We start from the raw sequence: 15,371 nt of genomic DNA on the forward strand, positions 1-15,371 counted from the left end.
TTACGTCTAGGGCCGCCAGGCCCCTATGGTTAAAGACCTAGATCGGAGATCAAGGGTTTTTGACTTTCATACTCGTTCTTGGCGAACGCGGCGTAAGCCTCGTGGTCGAGATAATAGGTTCTCACGCCGAAATTCTTGGCTGCAGTTTTGACTTCGTTGTCGTCCAGGGCCGCCTTGATCGCGTTGTCGAGCTTTTCAACGATCGGCGCCGGCAGGTTTGCGGGACCACCTATTCCCAATGGCGATTGCACAATGACGTCGTAGCCCAATTCCTTTAGTGTGGGCACACCCTGAAATTCCGGGTTCCGGGCGTCATCAGCCGTGGCAAGCACCCGGACTTTTCCGGACTTGACCTGCGCGAGAACGCTGTTGGTCACAACGGCGGCCTTGACATGCCCTCCCATCAACGCCGCGATCGCGTCTGCATCGCCCTTGTATGGGATATGGGTGAACTCCACCCCTTCGCGCTTGCCCAGCATGGCAAGCACAACCTGATTTCCCGTGTACCTCCCAGGCGTCCCGTAATCGATCTCTCCTGGATGCTTCTTTGCGAAGTCCACCAACTCCTTGGCCGTCTTAAAAGGTGAGTCGGCTTTCACGGCAAGCGCGAAGTCATATGTAAGGACCGTCGCCAAGTAAGTCACATCACGGATCGGGTCCCAGGGCACCGTCTGCAACAGCGGTTGGCGAAAGATGCCTACCGGCGTCATCGTCAATGTGTAACCGTCAGGCTTGGCGGTCTGCATGGCAGCCACGCCCATTGACCCGCCTACCCCAGGCTTGTTTTCGATGACCACCGGTTGCTTCAACTGATTCGCCAGGCTCTTCGCGAGCGCTCGTGCCATGACGTCCGTGGTGCCTCCCGCCGCGTACGGCACGATGATCGTGATGGGTCTTGTGGGGTAGGCGTCCGGAGATGCAACGACGGAAGCGGACTGGCTTGCGGCTAACACAAACATCGCCAAGGCGGCGCGTAGATTCATGGTCGTCTCCAAAATGGGCAAGTCAAGACTGCAAGAACTGCAGAAGACGCGTTCCATCTCGTCAGCCACAGCGACTGCAGCACGTAGAACCCGATACCGAATTTTTCCGGTTTTGTGTTTGAAATGATGCTAGCATCGCCAACATTGTTTTGCAATGCAGTTTGCTATTCTGCACAGCGGAACAAGAGGAAAACTGATCGTCGATTCGGAACCCTTATGCCTAACCTGCTGATCTGCCGTGACCACTTGGACTTTCTGCTCTATGACATGCTGGAGAGCGAGTCGTTAACTCAGCGGGAACGCTACGCTGATCATTCCCGAGACACGTTCAACGCCGCGATAGATGCAGCGCAACGGCTGGCCTCTGAGCATTTCGCACCTCACAATCGCTTTTCCGATGAGAACGAGCCCGAATTCGATGGGGTGGCCGTCAAGACACTCCCGGAAATTGGAGAAGCTGTCCGTGCATTCGCCAGGGGCGGGTTTCTTGCCGCCACACACGACTATGAGCTGGGCGGCATGCAGTTGCCAGTTACCGTGTCCCAGTCGTGTCTGGCCTTGTTCCGGGCAGCAAATGTAGGCACCTCGGCGTACTGCTTCCTCACGAGCGCCAATGCAAACCTGATAAGAAAGTTCGGAACCGCGGCGCAGAAGGAGCGCTTTCTACCGCCACTGCTGGAAGGCCGCTGGCTGGGGACGATGGCGATCACGGAACCCGACGCAGGATCTTCAGTGCCCGATCTTCGATCGACCGCCACGCCCTTGCCAGATGGACGGTATGCGATCAAGGGACAGAAAATCTTCATCTCTGGAGGTGATCACGATATCAGTGAGAACATCGTGCATCTGGTGCTGGCACGAGTGCCAGGGGCGCGCGGCCTCTCGCTCTTCATCGTCCCGAAGTTGCGTGTTGACAGCGAGGGACGAGCCGGCGAATCGAATGATGTTGCGCTCGCAGGCTTGATCCACAAAATGGGTTACCGGGGCACCACATCCACGATGCTGTCCTTCGGAGAAAACGATGGCTGCATCGGTGAATTGATCGGCGAGCCAGGACAGGGTCTGCAGTGCATGTTCACCATGATGAACGAGGCAAGAATCGGCGTTGGAATGGGCGCCACCATGCTGGCATACACAGCTTACCTCCATGCCTTGGCCTACGCGAAAGACAGACGCCAAGGGCGTCTCCCAGGCGTTAAAAATCGGGATACCCAACCCGTGCCTATCATCGAACATGCAGATGTCCGACGCATGCTGCTCACTCAGAAGGCATACGTAGAGGGGGCTTTGGCATTGTGTCTTGTCGCAGCCCGGCTAGCCGACGACGAGGGCACACACCCCAACCTGCAGCAGCGCGAGGATGCGGCCTTGTTGCTGTCCCTGCTGATTCCGGTCGTCAAATCGTGGCCCGCGCGCTTCGGCCTAGCCGCCAATGATCTCGCGATCCAGGTCCACGGAGGATACGGCTATACGCGCGAGTATCCCGTGGAACAGTTTTATCGGGACAATCGCCTGAACGCATTGCATGAGGGGACGCACGGGATTCAGGCAATGGATCTGCTCAGCCGCAAGGCAGGCATGCACGGCGGGCGTGCACTGGAACACTTGCATCAGCGGGTGATGCTCACGACCCGCGCCGCAAAAGCCAGCGGACATTCGCAACTCGCGGAACACGCCGCCGCCCTGGATCTTTCATGGCGGGAACTGCGCGAAACGACCGATGTGCTCTTGAACGCCGTTGAAAAGAACGCCGGCGAAGGTAGCGCAAACGCGGCGTATTACCTTGATCTCTTCGGACACAACGTCATCGGGTGGATCTGGCTATGGCAAGCCATAGTGGCGCATTCGCAAATGCAAACCCGCCCGCATCTCGAGAAGTTTTTCCTCGGAAAAATCTCGACCTGCACCTGGTTCTTTCAAACTGAACTGGCCTTAACCATGCCAGTACATCGGCTATTGCGAGCCACCGAGCATTCCGCCCTGAACGTGGATGTCGACTTGTTATAGCGATGTTACGTGCCAGGTACGCGGGGCCCCGGGCGGATTGCCGGCCTGCACGCCCTGCCCGCTCCGCGCTTCATGGCGCTCGGCGTGCGGGTGAGGTGCTCAGGCCATCGGCCGGCGTTGCTGACGGAACAGCAGAAAGGTCGAAGCCAGGTGGAACCGTACGGCAGCGTGGGTGCAGCGTGGGTCGCCGGCGCGTACGGCGGCGATGATCTCGCGGTGTTGCTCGACGCTGCGCAGCATGTCTTCGGTGCTGTAGAAGTAAAACGAGCCGATGATGATGGGCATGTCCAGCAGGCCTTCGACCATGGCGCGCACGCGTGCGCTCTGGCCCGCGTTGAGCAAGGCGTGATGGAACAGGTTGTTGTAGTGCTGGACCTGGGCGGCACGGTCTTCGGCGTTGGCCTGGACGGCGGCCAGCATCTGGTTGTTGATGCGCTCCAGTTCGTCGATCTGCTCGGCGCTGGCGTGCAAGGCGGCGGATTCGGCGGCAAAGGGCTCCAGCAGCAGACGCAGCTCGAAGACCTCATTGATGTCGCGCTCGTGCCAGCCCAGCACCAACGCGCCCCGACGGCCTTCGCGCTTGACCAGGCCGTCACTTTCCAGACGGTCGATGGCAGCGCGCACAGGCGTGCGGCTGACGGAGAACTCAGCCGCAATCGGCTCTTCGCGCAGGCGCTCGCCAGGCACATAGGCGCCTGCCATGAGGCGGCGTCGCAATTCACCGTAGACGTAATCCTGCGTACTGGCCATCTTGCCCTGTGTCCCCTGTTTGATCGACTGAAGATATCGGAGCGCCATACTGCCGCCCTGCCCGGTCTTGCGCAAGCCTCAAGGCCGCCCGGGCCGGGCACGGACGGGGGCATACCGCCCCGCCGGCAAGCCCGTGCGCGGCGCGGCCCCCCTGCCCGGCCCTTGCGGCACGGCCTTGAGAACGACCTGCCTCAGGCGCGTGCCGCTCGCAGGCGCTCCAGGTAACGCGGCCATACCTGCGGATTGAGCAGGCGCGCGGGCCGTTCGCCCCGCAGCATGGCAATCAGCTGGCGCGCCGAGCCTTCGGCCACTTTGCGGCGGCCCTCGTGGGTCACCCCGCCTGTGTGATACGTGGCCACGACATCCGCACGCGCCAGCAGGCCGTGATCGGCCGGCGGCGGTTCGACCGTCCAGACGTCCAGTCCGGCCCCATGCAGATGGCCCGATTCCAGCGCCGCCAGCAAGGCGGCCTCGTCATGGATGCCGCCGCGCGCGGTCGACAGAAACAGCGCGCCCGGCTTCATGCGCGCAAACGCCTGTGTATCGAAGCTGCCGCGTGTCTCTGCGTTGAGCGGGCAATGCAGGCTGACGATGTCGGCGCGTGCCAGCAGGCTGTCGAAATCGACCGGTTCGGCGCCGCGCTCGCGGATTTCGGCGTCGCTGAGCAGCGGATCGCAGGCCAGCACCTGCAAGCCGAAGGCCGGTGCGATGCGCGCCACGCGCTGGCCGATCTCGCCGATGCCCACCAGGCCAAGCACCCTGCCCTCGATCTCACGACCCATGAGCGCCTCGCGGCTGACGGATTGCCCGCCACGCAATGCAGCGCCACTGGCATCCAGTCGCTTGACCAGCGACAGCAACAAGGCATAGGTCATTTCGGCCACCGAGGCCGCGTTGGCCCCGGCCTGGTTGACCACTGCGACGCCCGCCTCGGTGCAGGCGGCCACGTCGACCGTGTCATAGCCCGCGCCGCCCGAAGAGACGCACAACAACTGCGGGCAGGCCGCCAGCAATTCGGCATCCACCCACCAGTCGCGCGGGACTTCGTCCTTGGCCGCGCTGACGTGATAGGCCTGCGCTTCAGCCAGGCCGGCGGCCGTGCGGGCATCGCCCGCCAGGGCGGGCAGCACTTTCAGCGACAGCGCCGGCTCGGCCTGAACGAGCCGGTCAAAGACCGGGTCGATCCAGAGATCCAGGCGGGCGATTTGCGTCGCGCTCATTCGGCCACCCCGCCGCAGCCGAGCTGGCGCAGGCGGGCGTCGACCCAGCCCGTGTCCAGGCAGCCGTCGGCGATCTGCTGCATCATGACGGCCTCGGCCTGCTGCTTGGCCTGGGTGGCGGCATAGACGGCCTCCACCTGATCGAAGCCCACCGCCAGCAAGCCGTCGGCGTCGCCCAGCACCAGATCGCCCGGTGCGATGGTCATGCCGTCGATGGCGATGTCGACGTTGATCTCGCCCGGGCCATCCTTGTAGGGGCCGCGGTGCGTGACGCCGGCGGCAAATACCGGAAAGCTGCCGGCGCGGATCTCGGCGCTGTCGCGGATGGCGCCGTTGATGACCAGCCCGCCGAGGCCGCGCGACATGGCGTAGCGCGTCATGATCTCGCCGATGATGGCGTTGGTCAGGTCGCCGCCCGCATCGACCACGATGATGTCGCCCGGCTGGGCCAGATCGAGGGCTTTGTGCACCAGCAGGTTGTCGCCCGGGCGGGTGCGCACCGTGAGCGCGGGGCCGGCCATCGGCGTGCCGTCGTGCATGGGGCGCAGGCGCGCGCCGCCGGCCATCATGCGCGACATGGTGTCGCTCACGTTGGCGACCGGCAGGCCGCGAAACTGGGTCACGACCTGCGGCGAGACCGCGCGGCTGCGTGCATGGATATGAAAACCGATCATTGCTGCTCCTGATGCCTGGTCGGGTTATTGCTTGGGAATGCCGGCGGCCTCGACCACCTTGCCGTAGGCGTCGTGGTCCTGGCGGTGCTGCCTGGCCAGGTCTTCGGGCGAGCCCGTCAACACGCTGTAGCCGGCGGTTTCGAGTTTCTTGATCAGTTCGGGGTCGGCCTGCACCTTGCGCAGGGTGCCGTTGAGCTCGGCGATGACGTCATCGGGCGTGCCGGCCGGCGCCATCAGGCCCCACCAGATCGGCTGATTGATCGTCGGCAGGCCCTGCTCGGCGAAGGTCGGCACGTCCGGCAGCGCGGGCGAGCGCTCCTTGGACACCACAGCCAGGGCGCGCACCTTGCCGCCACGGATTTGCGGCAGCAGCGACGCCACCGAACCCACGTACATGTCGATGCGGCCGCTGGCCAGATCTGGGTAGGCCTGCGCCCAGCCGCGGTACGGAACGTGCATCAGTTCGATGTCCGAGGCCTTGCGCCACTGGTAGCCGGTCAGGTCGCCCGTGCCTCCGATGCCGGGAATGCCCAGCGAAATCTGGTTGGGCTCGGCCTTGGCGGCCTTGACCACGTCATCGACGCTCTGGAACTTGGATTCGGGCAGCACCACGAAAACGCTGGGCGATAGCGCCACCGGGCCGACCGGCTTGAAATCCTTGAAGGTGTCGTAGCTCAGCTTGCTGTAGAGCCAGGGGTTGAGCACGATGTTGTCGGTCTGCGCCATCACCAGGGTGTGGCCGTCGGGTTTGGCGCGCGAGGTCGCGTCCAGCGCCAGGTTGCCGCCGGCGCCCGGCTTGTTCTCGACCACGATGTTCCAGCCGGCGCTCTCGCCCATGGCGCCGCCCACCATACGAGTCAGGGTGTCGGTGCCGCCGCCCGGGGGAAAGGGCGAAATGATGGTCACGGGTTGTTTGCCCAGGTCAGCCGCGCTGGCGCTCAGGCAGCCCAGCGTCAGCAGCAATGCGGAAAAAGTCTTCAGTCGTTTCATGTCATCCTCACACGGGTCTATCTGGGAAAAATATGGACCGGCCAGCGTCACCGGCCGGCGGGGGTCAGGCGCGTCGGGCGGCCAGCGGCGCCAGCCAGCCCAGACGGTCCTCGACCGTATCGGGCGGCGTACAGGCCTGGCGTTGCTGGTCGGCCAGCAGGCCGTCACGGGTTCGGGAAAATAGTCTGGCCACGCCATCGAGCACCAGCGGCTGCAGCCCGGCCTCGATCAGCTGGTCGCGGGACTCATTCACTTCGGCCAGACGCCGTCCGGCATGCAGGACGTGCGAGCGCACGAAGGCATCCATGAATCGGGTCAATGGAATCTGGTCGATATCGGCCAGCACTTCATACAGGGCGCCACGCAGGCCCATCGCCTCGGCGGCTACCAGGCATTCGACCGCCAGGCTTTCCATTCCCTTGGTCATGATGCTGCGCAGCAGCTTCAGTCGCACGGCGTCGCCCGGTTGACCGCTGATCTCGCGCGCCGGCGCGCCGATGTCGGCCGCCAGTTGCAGCACCCGCCCTGCCCCTTCGCCCACGCACATCAACGGCGTGGCTTCGGCCAGCAAGGCGATCGCGCCCATGATGGCGACATCGGTAAAGCCCACGCCGGCCTCGCGCGCCGAGACCGAGGCAGCCAGCATGTCGGCGGCACTGGCCGTGGTGAAGTCGGCATAGACCGTGCCGGGACGCATGAACGCCACGCAGGCCTGCGCGACCTCGCAGGCGGCGCTGCCGAAGACCGCGCCGATCACCACGTCGGCTTCTTGCAGCCAGGGGCCCGGCTCGGCATGCAACACCGTGTTCAGCTGCGCGGCCCGCTCCTGCATGGCGCTATCGCCACGCAGTTCGCAGACCCCGATCACCGCATGGACCGCGCTTGTCCAGGCCTGGGCATAACAGTAGCCAACCTCGCCTAATCCTATGAATGCGATCTTCATAAAAGTACATAAAAAAAACAATAGCGGGTTTATAAGGCAGAATTAAGGCCTTAGTTATAAGGGAATACCCGGTGTTTTCTCAATTTAAAGAACATTAGAAATACATTATTCGGGCAAGTGGGGCCATAACGAGCGCGCGCAGCAAAAAAAAGCCCGCCGTTGCCGCCCTCCCCTGAAGGAGCGGACGGGAACGGTGGGCGCTGTGTGTTGCGGCGGAGGACCGCCCTGCCCTGTGGCGCGTTAGCGGCCGGCCTCGCTGATGGCTTCCACGGTAATGCGCAGCAGCACCGCGTCGCTGACGTCGGGGGCAAAGGCGTCCACGCCGAAGTCGCTGCGCTTGAGCACGGCCTGGGCGTCAAAGCCGATGGCCGGGCGCTGCGCCATGGGATGGACACCCTGCCGGTTCAGGCGGGCCTCCAGCGTCAGCGGGCGGCTCTGCTCTTTGATGCGCACCGTGCCATGGATACGCAGGCGGTCATCGCCCAGGTTCTCGACCGACTGGCTTTCGAAACGGACGTCGGGATAGCGGGCGGTGTCGAAAAACTGGGGGCCTTGCAACATTTCATCCAGTTTGGCGACGTGCGAGGTCAATCGGGCCAACGGTACGCTCAACGCGACCGACGAGGCCTCGGGCTTGGCGGCGTCATAGCGGATGACGCCCTCGATGCCGCTGGCATGCGCCGTGGGCTTGGAGAAGCCCAGATGATCCCAGCCCACCACCACTTCGGTATGTTCGGGGTCGATGCGATAGTCCACCGGGGCGGCCTGGGCGGCGCCGGTCAGAACAAAGGCGGCGGCCAGGCCGCGAAGCAGGGTTTTCATGGTTGATATCCTTGTATGCAATGGGCTGCAGCGAAACGCCGCGCAGACCAGGCAGTTTTGCCTTGGTCCCAGTGTAGGAACAGAACGCTGCCGCGCCTAGATCACAAATGGAGCCTCATCGTTCCATGAAAGGAACGCCCGATTTCAGCTCAGGCGCCAGGCCAGGGCCGCCAGGGTCAGCACCAGGACCGGTAGCGTCAACACGATGCCCACGCGGAAGTAATAGCCCCAGCCGATGCGCACGCCCTTGCGCTGCAACACATGCAGCCACAGCAAGGTCGCCAGGCTGCCGATGGGGGTGATCTTGGGCCCCAGATCACTGCCGATCACATTGGCATAGATCATCGCTTCCTTGACGGCGCCGCTGGCCTGGCTGGCCTCGATAGACAGGGCGCCGATGAGCACCGTGGGCAGGTTGTTCATGACCGAGGACAGAAACGCCGCCAGCAGGCCTGTGCCGAAGGTGGCGGCCCACACGCCATGGGCGGCGCAGGCGTTCAGCAAACCGGCCAGCAGGTCCGTCAGCCCGGCATTGCGCAGGCCATAAACCACCAGATACATGCCCAGCGAGAAAACCACGATCTGCCAGGGAGCTTCGCGCAGCACCTTGCCGGTGTCGATGATCCGCCCGCTGCGCGCCACGCCGTAGAGGATGGCGGCGGCCACTGCGGCCGTGGCGCTGACCGGCACGCCCAGCGGCTCCAGCGCGAAAAACCCCACCAGCAGCAAGCCCAGTACCGCCCAGCCGGCACGGAAGCTACGGCGGTCGCGGATGGCAGAGGCGGGGTCGCGTAACGCCTGTATGGCGTAGCGCGCCGGGATATCGCGCCGGAAATACCCCAGCAGCACCAGCAAGGTGGCGCCGATGGCTGCGAGGTTGACCGGCACCATGACCGCCGCGTAGCGACCAAAGCCGATGCCGAAGAAGTCGGCCGACACGATGTTCACCAGGTTGGACACCACCAGCGGCAAGCTGGCGGTATCGGCGATGAAGCCCGCGGCCATCACGAAGGCCAGCGTCGCGCCAGGAGAAAAGCCCAATGCCAGCAACATGGCCATGACGACCGGCGTCAGGATCAGCGCGGCGCCGTCGTTGGCGAAGACCGCCGACACCGCGGCCCCCAGCAGGACCACCCAGGCGAACAGGGCCCGGCCACGGCCCCTGCCCCATCTTCCCACGTGCAAGGCAGCCCATTCGAAGAAACCCGCTTCGTCGAGCAACAGGCTGATGATGATGATGGCGATGAAGGTGCCGGTCGCATTCCAGACAATTTTCCACACCACCAGGATGTCGGCGGGATGGACCACGCCTGTCAGCAGGGCCAGGGCTGCGCCCAGGCTCGCGCTCCAGCCAATGCCCAGGCCGCGCGGTTGCCAGATGACCAGCACCAGGGTGAAAACAAAGATAAGAATGGCAGCAATCATGGATCGGGGCGCTCGGGGGCACGCCCCCGCCGCATGGCGCACGGAGGCGGTAGGGAAAACAGGGGATCAGGCGTCGGCGGGTTTGGCGGCGCAGGGCGCCCCGTCGCAACAGTTTTCGGTCAGATAGGCCAGCAGCGCGTTCATGACGTCGAAGCGGGCGGCATAGATGATGAAGCGCCCGTCCTGGCGCTGCGACAGCAGGCCGGCGTGCACCAGTTCCTTCAGGTGGAAGGACAGCGACGACGGGGCGATGTGGGCCTGTTCGGCCAGCTGGCCCGCGGGCAGCCCGTCGGGACCCGCCTGCACCAGCAGGCGGAAGACGGTCAGGCGGGATTCGTGCCCGAGCGCGGCAAGGGCTTTGACGGCGTGGTTCGGTTCCATTATTCGATTGTAGTCGAAACATCGACACGATGTGGCCCGCTGCCCGTCGTGGGGGCCGGCCTGCCGCGGATGCCCCCCGATTCAGGCGAAGGCGGCCATCTTGAAGGCCGGCCCGCTTGTCCCCTGCGGCGGCGCCACGGGCGCCGGCTCCGCCCACTCCCGTCCCGGCATGGCGTCAAAGAGCTCCCGGGTGTAGCGATGCTGCGGCCGCGTGGCAATGTCATAGACCGACCCCAGCTCGACCAGCTGGCCTTTGTTCATGACGGCGATGCGATCGCAGATCTGGGAGGCCACTCTCAGATCGTGGGTCACGAACAGCATGGCCAGCCCCAGTTCGCGCCGTACGTCACGCAACAGCGTGAGCACCTGCTGCTGCACCGAGACGTCCAGGGCCGAGACGGCCTCATCGGCGACCAGCAGCTTGGGGCGCATCACGATGGCGCGCGCGATGCCGATGCGCTGACGCTGCCCGCCGCTGAACTCATGCGGATAGCGCAGGGGCGCGGTGTCCGGGTTCATGCCCACCAGCTGCAGCACTTCGCGCATGCGCGCACGGGCCTCCTTGCGACTGACGCCCGTCAGGATCAGGTTCTCGGTGATGATGCGTTCGACCCGATGGCGCGGATTGAGCGAGGCGAAAGGATCCTGGAACACCATCTGGATCTGTGGGCGCATGCGCTGCAGTTCACGTCCCTTTAGCGCGTGCAGGGGCTGGCCGTCGAACAGCAGCTCGCCGCTGTCGGCCGCCAGCAGGCGCACCACGCATTGCCCCAGAGTGGTCTTGCCGGAACCCGACTCGCCCACCAGGCCCACGGTTTCGCCGGGCAGGATGTCCAGGTTGATATGGTCCAGCGCCACCGTGCGCTTGCCCGAGTTGAACAGCCCGCCGCGCGCCGGGTAGGTCTTGCACAGATCACGGATCTGCAGCAAGGGCGCGGCGGCCCGTACCGGTGTGGCGCCCGGGTCCACGTTCAGGCGCGGCACGGCTGCCAGCAGGCCTTGGGTGTACTCATGCTTCGGTTGTCCCAGCACCTCCTGTGCACTGCCCTGCTCCACCACTTCCCCGTGGCGCATGACGACCACGTGATCGGCGATATCGGCCACCACGCCGAAATCATGCGTGATGAACAGCACGCCGATGCCGTGGCGCTCCTGCAACTCCTTGATCAGCATGAGGATCTGCGCCTGGGTCGTGGCGTCCAGCGCGGTCGTGGGCTCATCGGCGATCAGTAGCTGCGGCTCCATCGCCATGGCCATCGCGATCAGGATGCGCTGGCGCTGCCCGCCCGACAACTGAAAGGGGTAGCGGTCCTTGATCTGCTCGGGTTGCGGCAGCTTCATGTCACGCAGCAGTTCCAGCACCCGCTGTGCGCGCTGGGCCGGATCCTTGACGCCATGCACCAGCAGCACTTCGTCGATCTGCTCGCCCACCGGCATGACCGGATTCAGGGAGGTCATGGGCTCCTGGAAGATCATGCCGATACGTGCGCCCCGGATGGCGCGCATCTCCAGTGGGTCGAGCGCCAGCAGCGACAGCCCGTCCAGGACAATCTCCCCGCTGTCCAGGCGCAGCGAATGCGCCGGCAGCAAGCGCATGACCGCGTTGGCCATGACGGACTTGCCCGATCCCGATTCGCCCACGACACAGACGGTCTTGCCGCGCGGTACCTGCAGCGTCAGGTTCCTGACGGCGTAGCCCCGCTCTCCCCCGTGGGGCAGCGAAACGGTGAGGTTCTTGATGTCCAGCAGTACGCTCATGCGAAACCTCCGGCCTTCTTGGTGCGCGGGTTGAGCGCGTGGTTCAGGGCATCGCCCATCAGGTTCAGGGCCAGCACGGTAATGAAAATGGCCGCTCCAGGGATGGCCGAGAGCCACCAGGCATGCATCAGCGTGGTGCGTCCGGCGCCGATCATGAAGCCCCACGAAATCATGTTCCGGTCGCCCAGGCCGAGAAAGCTGATGGCCGACTCCAGCAGGATGGCGGTCGCCATGTTCAGCGAGGCCACGACCACGATGGGCGAGAGCGCGTTGGGCAGGATCTGGTGGAACAGGATGCGCAGATCCGATTGCCCCCCGAGCACGGCCGCCTTGACGAAATCGCGGCTGCGCAGGGACAGGAACTCGGCCCGCACCAGCCGAGCCACCGACGGCCACGAGATCACGCCGATCGACAGCACGATGGAATACATCGAGGAGCCGAAGATCGCCACCATCAGCAGCGCCAGCAGAAACCCGGGAATGGTCTGGAAGATCTCGGTAAAGCGCATCACCAGATCATCCACCCTGCCGCCGTAGTAGCCGGCAGCCGCCCCCAGGGCCGTACCGACCACCACGGCCACCAGTGTGGCCGTCAGGCCGATCAGCAACGAGACGCGCGCGCCGTGGGCCACGCCGGCCGCCACATCGCGGCCCAGCATGTCGGTGCCGAAGACATGGCCGGGCGAACCCAGCGGCAGGCTGGGCGCGGCCACCATCGCCCAGGGATCGCCCGGATAGAAAATGGGTGCGCCGATAGCCAGGATCAGCACAGCCAGCAGCAAGACCGCGCCGACCACGCCGGCGGGCTGGGCAAAGAAGCGTTTCAGGAGAGTCTTCATTTCTGCAACTCGATACGCGGGTCGGCAACGCTATACAGCAGGTCGGCCAGCAGGTTGAAGATCACGACCATCAGCGAGCTGACGAAGAAGATGGCCAGCAGCAGGTTGTAGTCGCGCTGGAACAGCGCATCGAAGGCCAGTCGCCCCACGCCGGGCCAGGCGAACACGGTCTCCACCAGCACCGAACCGCCCAGGATGTAGCCCGCCTGCAGGGACATGAAGGTAATGACCGGCAGCAAGGCATTGCGCAGGATGTGCTTGCGCCACACGCGGCTGGCCGGCACGCCCTTGGCATAGGCCGTCTTGACGAAGTCCTGGTCCATGACCTCGATGGCCGAGGCGCGGGTCACCCGAGTGTAGAGCGCCATATAGAACAGCCCCAGCGACAGCGCCGGCAGCAACAGATGACTGCCCACGTCCAGGAAGGCCTGCATGCCGGTGAGCTCGGCGCCGACTGTCTCTATCCCATAGGGGGGCAGCCATCCCAGCTTGAGGGAGAACACCACGATGGCTACCAGCCCGAACCAGAACAAAGGCATGGCAAAGAAGATCAATGACCCCGTGGTGATCACGGTATCGACCCAGGACCCTGCCCGCCTGGCCGCCGCCAGCCCCAGCCCGACCCCGCAGATCACCGAGAAGGCAAAGGCGCTAAGCGTCAGCAAAAGCGTGGCGGGCAGCCGTTCGAAGATGATGTCCTTGACCGGACGGTTCTCGCGGTACGAGTGGCCGAAGTCCAGCTGGGCCAGCTGCGACATATAGGTGCCCAGCTGCACCGGCAAGGGCTTGTCCAGCCCGTAGTCCTTGCGCACGCGCTCCACGAATCCGGCGTCGACCGCGCCGGCCTCGCCGGCCAGGATGGTGGCCGGGTCGCCCGGCGCCATGCGTATCAACAGAAAGTTGATCACCACCACGAACAGCATCACGATCGCCGCCTTGCCGCAGCGGCGCAGGAAGAAGGAGAGCTTTTCCATCGTCTGGCGGGTCCCGGTTGGCTTACTTGTCGATCCAGACATCGGCGAAATTCTCATTCATGCCGAAGCTGGTGGAAATCAGGTTCTTGATCTTGCTGCGGTAGACGGTGGGCATCACCATTTCGTGCGTCCACAAGGCCGGCAGTTCGTGCGACAGGATCTTCTGCACCTGGGAGTACAGCGCGGCGCGTTCGGCCGGATCCTGGGCGTTCTCGGCCTTGAGCAGCAAGGCGTCGACCTCCTTGTTGACATAGCCGTCGACGTTGGCTGCATTGCCCCGGTTGAGCTGGTTGGTCGACAGATAGGTCTGCGTCACCCCGATGGCCGGATCACCCAGCAGATAGATGAAGTTGTAGGCCAGGTCAAAGTCGCCCGAGGAAATCCGCGAGAACCAGCCCGGCACGTCGGTGGCGACGATCTCGGTCTTGATGCCGACCGCGCCCAGGCGTTCACGGGTGTATTCCGCCAGGCGCTGCCAGCTTTCCCCGTAGGGCAGCGGCAGCAGTCGCAGCGTCACCCGTGTGCCATTGCTGTCCGGCTTGAGGCCCATTTCGTCAAGCAATTGCTTGGCCTTGGCCGGATCGTAGGCGTAATGGGTTTCTACGCTTTTGTCCTTGAACGGGAAACGATTGGTGAAGGGGCCGTTGACCGGCTCGCCGAAACCGGCAAACAGCGTCTTGATGATGAAATCGCGATCAATCGCGTGGGCGATGGCCTGGCGAAAGCGCAGATCGTCCAGCGGTTTGTTGCGCAGGTTCAGGTTGAGGAAGGCCAGCGGCTGCAGAAACTCCCAGCCGGCCTTGGTCAGCGTGGTGCCGGGCAATTGCGCCAGACGCGGGATCTCGAAGTTCTCCACGTCGCCGGCGCGGATGGCATCGACCTTGCCGCTCTCGAAGGCGATCGAGCGCCCCACGGCATCAGGCACGATATGGAAGAAGATATTGTCCAGATAGGGCTTGCCGCTATCCCAGTAATCGGGGTTCTTGCTCAAGCGGATATAGGCGCCCTTTTTCCACTCGGCCAGTTTGAAGGGGCCGGTGCCGATGAACTGGTTGTTTGCCGCCGCTGTGCGATAGTTGGTCTCCCCCTCGAACAGGTGGGCCGGCATGATGGTGCCGCCTGCCACCTCGGTGATCAGCATGAAGGCCGGAAACGGCTGCTTGAGCTGGAACACCACCGTATGGTCGTCCGGTGCGGTGATCGACTCGACCTGCTCCATCACCATGCGGGTCCGGGCAAACACCTCGGGCAGGTACTTCTGGAAGCTGAACAGCACATCCGCGGCGGTGAAGGGCTTGCCGTCGTGCCACTTGACGCCCTTGCGCAGGTTGAAGGTATAGGTCTTGCCGTCCTCGGAGATCGTCCAGGATTCGGCCAGTCGCGGAATCGGCTTCAGATCAGGGTCCAGCGAAATCATCCCTTCATAGATCTTGCTGCCGACAAACGAGGTCGGGCCGAGTTTGTTCATGCCCACGTTCAGGGTCGGCGGCTCGGGCTGCACCAGCAGGTTGAGCGAGCCGCCCGGCTTGGGCGTCTGGGCGCTGGCTGCGCCGGGCAGTATGGCGGCCAGGGTCAGGACAAGGGCGGAAATCAGTTTCATGAAGC

General features: G+C 64.2%; 14 protein-coding genes. 1 reads left to right on the forward strand and 13 read right to left on the reverse strand.

All coding sequences use genetic code 11. The features are described 5' to 3' along the window. Nucleotides 1–29: 29 nt before the first annotated feature. The gene (locus A7V84_RS01520; protein WP_197479204.1) at nt 30–983 is read right to left on the reverse strand and encodes a tripartite tricarboxylate transporter substrate binding protein; all 954 of its coding nucleotides are present in this window, start codon (nt 981–983) and stop codon (nt 30–32) included. A 216-nt stretch (nt 984–1,199) separates the two neighbouring features. On the opposite strand from A7V84_RS01520, the gene A7V84_RS01525 reads away from it, so the two are divergent. Further along, nucleotides 1,200–2,990 carry an acyl-CoA dehydrogenase gene (locus A7V84_RS01525; RefSeq protein ID WP_063492263.1) on the forward strand — a complete coding sequence of 597 codons (1,791 nt, stop codon included), beginning with the start codon at nt 1,200–1,202 and terminating at the stop codon, nt 2,988–2,990. A 99-nt stretch (nt 2,991–3,089) separates the two neighbouring features. Here A7V84_RS01525 and A7V84_RS01530 read toward each other — a convergent pair whose 3' ends face one another. The 12 genes from A7V84_RS01530 to A7V84_RS01585 form a co-directional block, all read right to left on the reverse strand. Then, nucleotides 3,090–3,740 carry a GntR family transcriptional regulator gene (locus A7V84_RS01530; protein ID WP_063492620.1) on the reverse strand — a complete coding sequence of 217 codons (651 nt, stop codon included), beginning with the start codon at nt 3,738–3,740 and terminating at the stop codon, nt 3,090–3,092. 191 nt (nt 3,741–3,931) lie between these two features. Further along, the gene (locus A7V84_RS01535; RefSeq protein ID WP_063492262.1) at nt 3,932–4,960 is read right to left on the reverse strand and encodes a hydroxyacid dehydrogenase; all 1,029 of its coding nucleotides are present in this window, start codon (nt 4,958–4,960) and stop codon (nt 3,932–3,934) included. Then, the gene (locus A7V84_RS01540) at nt 4,957–5,634 is read right to left on the reverse strand and encodes an RraA family protein (RefSeq protein ID WP_025516192.1); all 678 of its coding nucleotides are present in this window, start codon (nt 5,632–5,634) and stop codon (nt 4,957–4,959) included. The genes A7V84_RS01535 and A7V84_RS01540 overlap by 4 nt, the downstream gene beginning before the upstream one ends. A 24-nt stretch (nt 5,635–5,658) precedes the next feature. Beyond that, a complete protein-coding gene (locus A7V84_RS01545) occupies nt 5,659–6,624 on the reverse strand; it encodes a Bug family tripartite tricarboxylate transporter substrate binding protein (RefSeq protein WP_025516194.1) in 966 nt (321 codons plus the stop codon). A 64-nt stretch (nt 6,625–6,688) separates the two neighbouring features. Continuing rightward, the gene (locus tag A7V84_RS01550) at nt 6,689–7,567 is read right to left on the reverse strand and encodes an NAD(P)-dependent oxidoreductase (protein WP_063492261.1); all 879 of its coding nucleotides are present in this window, start codon (nt 7,565–7,567) and stop codon (nt 6,689–6,691) included. 240 nt (nt 7,568–7,807) lie between these two features. Next, nucleotides 7,808–8,389, reverse strand: a complete 582-nt coding sequence (locus A7V84_RS01555; RefSeq protein ID WP_025516196.1) for a YceI family protein — start codon at nt 8,387–8,389, stop codon at nt 7,808–7,810. 144 nt (nt 8,390–8,533) lie between these two features. Beyond that, the gene (locus A7V84_RS01560; protein WP_025516241.1) at nt 8,534–9,814 is read right to left on the reverse strand and encodes an arsenic transporter; all 1,281 of its coding nucleotides are present in this window, start codon (nt 9,812–9,814) and stop codon (nt 8,534–8,536) included. Nucleotides 9,815–9,880: 66 nt separating this feature from the next. Then, nucleotides 9,881–10,195 (reverse strand): ArsR/SmtB family transcription factor, encoded by a 315-nt coding sequence (locus tag A7V84_RS01565; RefSeq protein WP_063492260.1) that lies wholly within the window; start codon nt 10,193–10,195, stop codon nt 9,881–9,883. Between the two features lie 81 nt (nt 10,196–10,276). Then, nucleotides 10,277–11,953, reverse strand: coding sequence for an ABC transporter ATP-binding protein (locus A7V84_RS01570; protein ID WP_063492259.1), 1,677 nt, complete (start codon nt 11,951–11,953; stop codon nt 10,277–10,279). Continuing rightward, on the reverse strand, nt 11,950–12,792 hold the full coding sequence (locus A7V84_RS01575; RefSeq protein ID WP_025516198.1) for an ABC transporter permease: 843 nt from the start codon (nt 12,790–12,792) through the stop codon (nt 11,950–11,952). Before A7V84_RS01575 ends, A7V84_RS01570 begins: the two co-directional genes overlap by 4 nt. After that, the gene (locus A7V84_RS01580) at nt 12,789–13,766 is read right to left on the reverse strand and encodes an ABC transporter permease (protein WP_025516199.1); all 978 of its coding nucleotides are present in this window, start codon (nt 13,764–13,766) and stop codon (nt 12,789–12,791) included. The genes A7V84_RS01575 and A7V84_RS01580 overlap by 4 nt, the downstream gene beginning before the upstream one ends. A 22-nt stretch (nt 13,767–13,788) precedes the next feature. Beyond that, nucleotides 13,789–15,366 (reverse strand): ABC transporter substrate-binding protein, encoded by a 1,578-nt coding sequence (locus A7V84_RS01585; protein ID WP_033534702.1) that lies wholly within the window; start codon nt 15,364–15,366, stop codon nt 13,789–13,791. Between the last annotated feature and the right edge of the window lie 5 nt (nt 15,367–15,371).

It is taken from the genome of Bordetella trematum, from assembly GCF_900078335.1.
Classification (GTDB): Bacteria; Pseudomonadota; Gammaproteobacteria; order Burkholderiales; family Burkholderiaceae_B; genus Bordetella; species Bordetella trematum.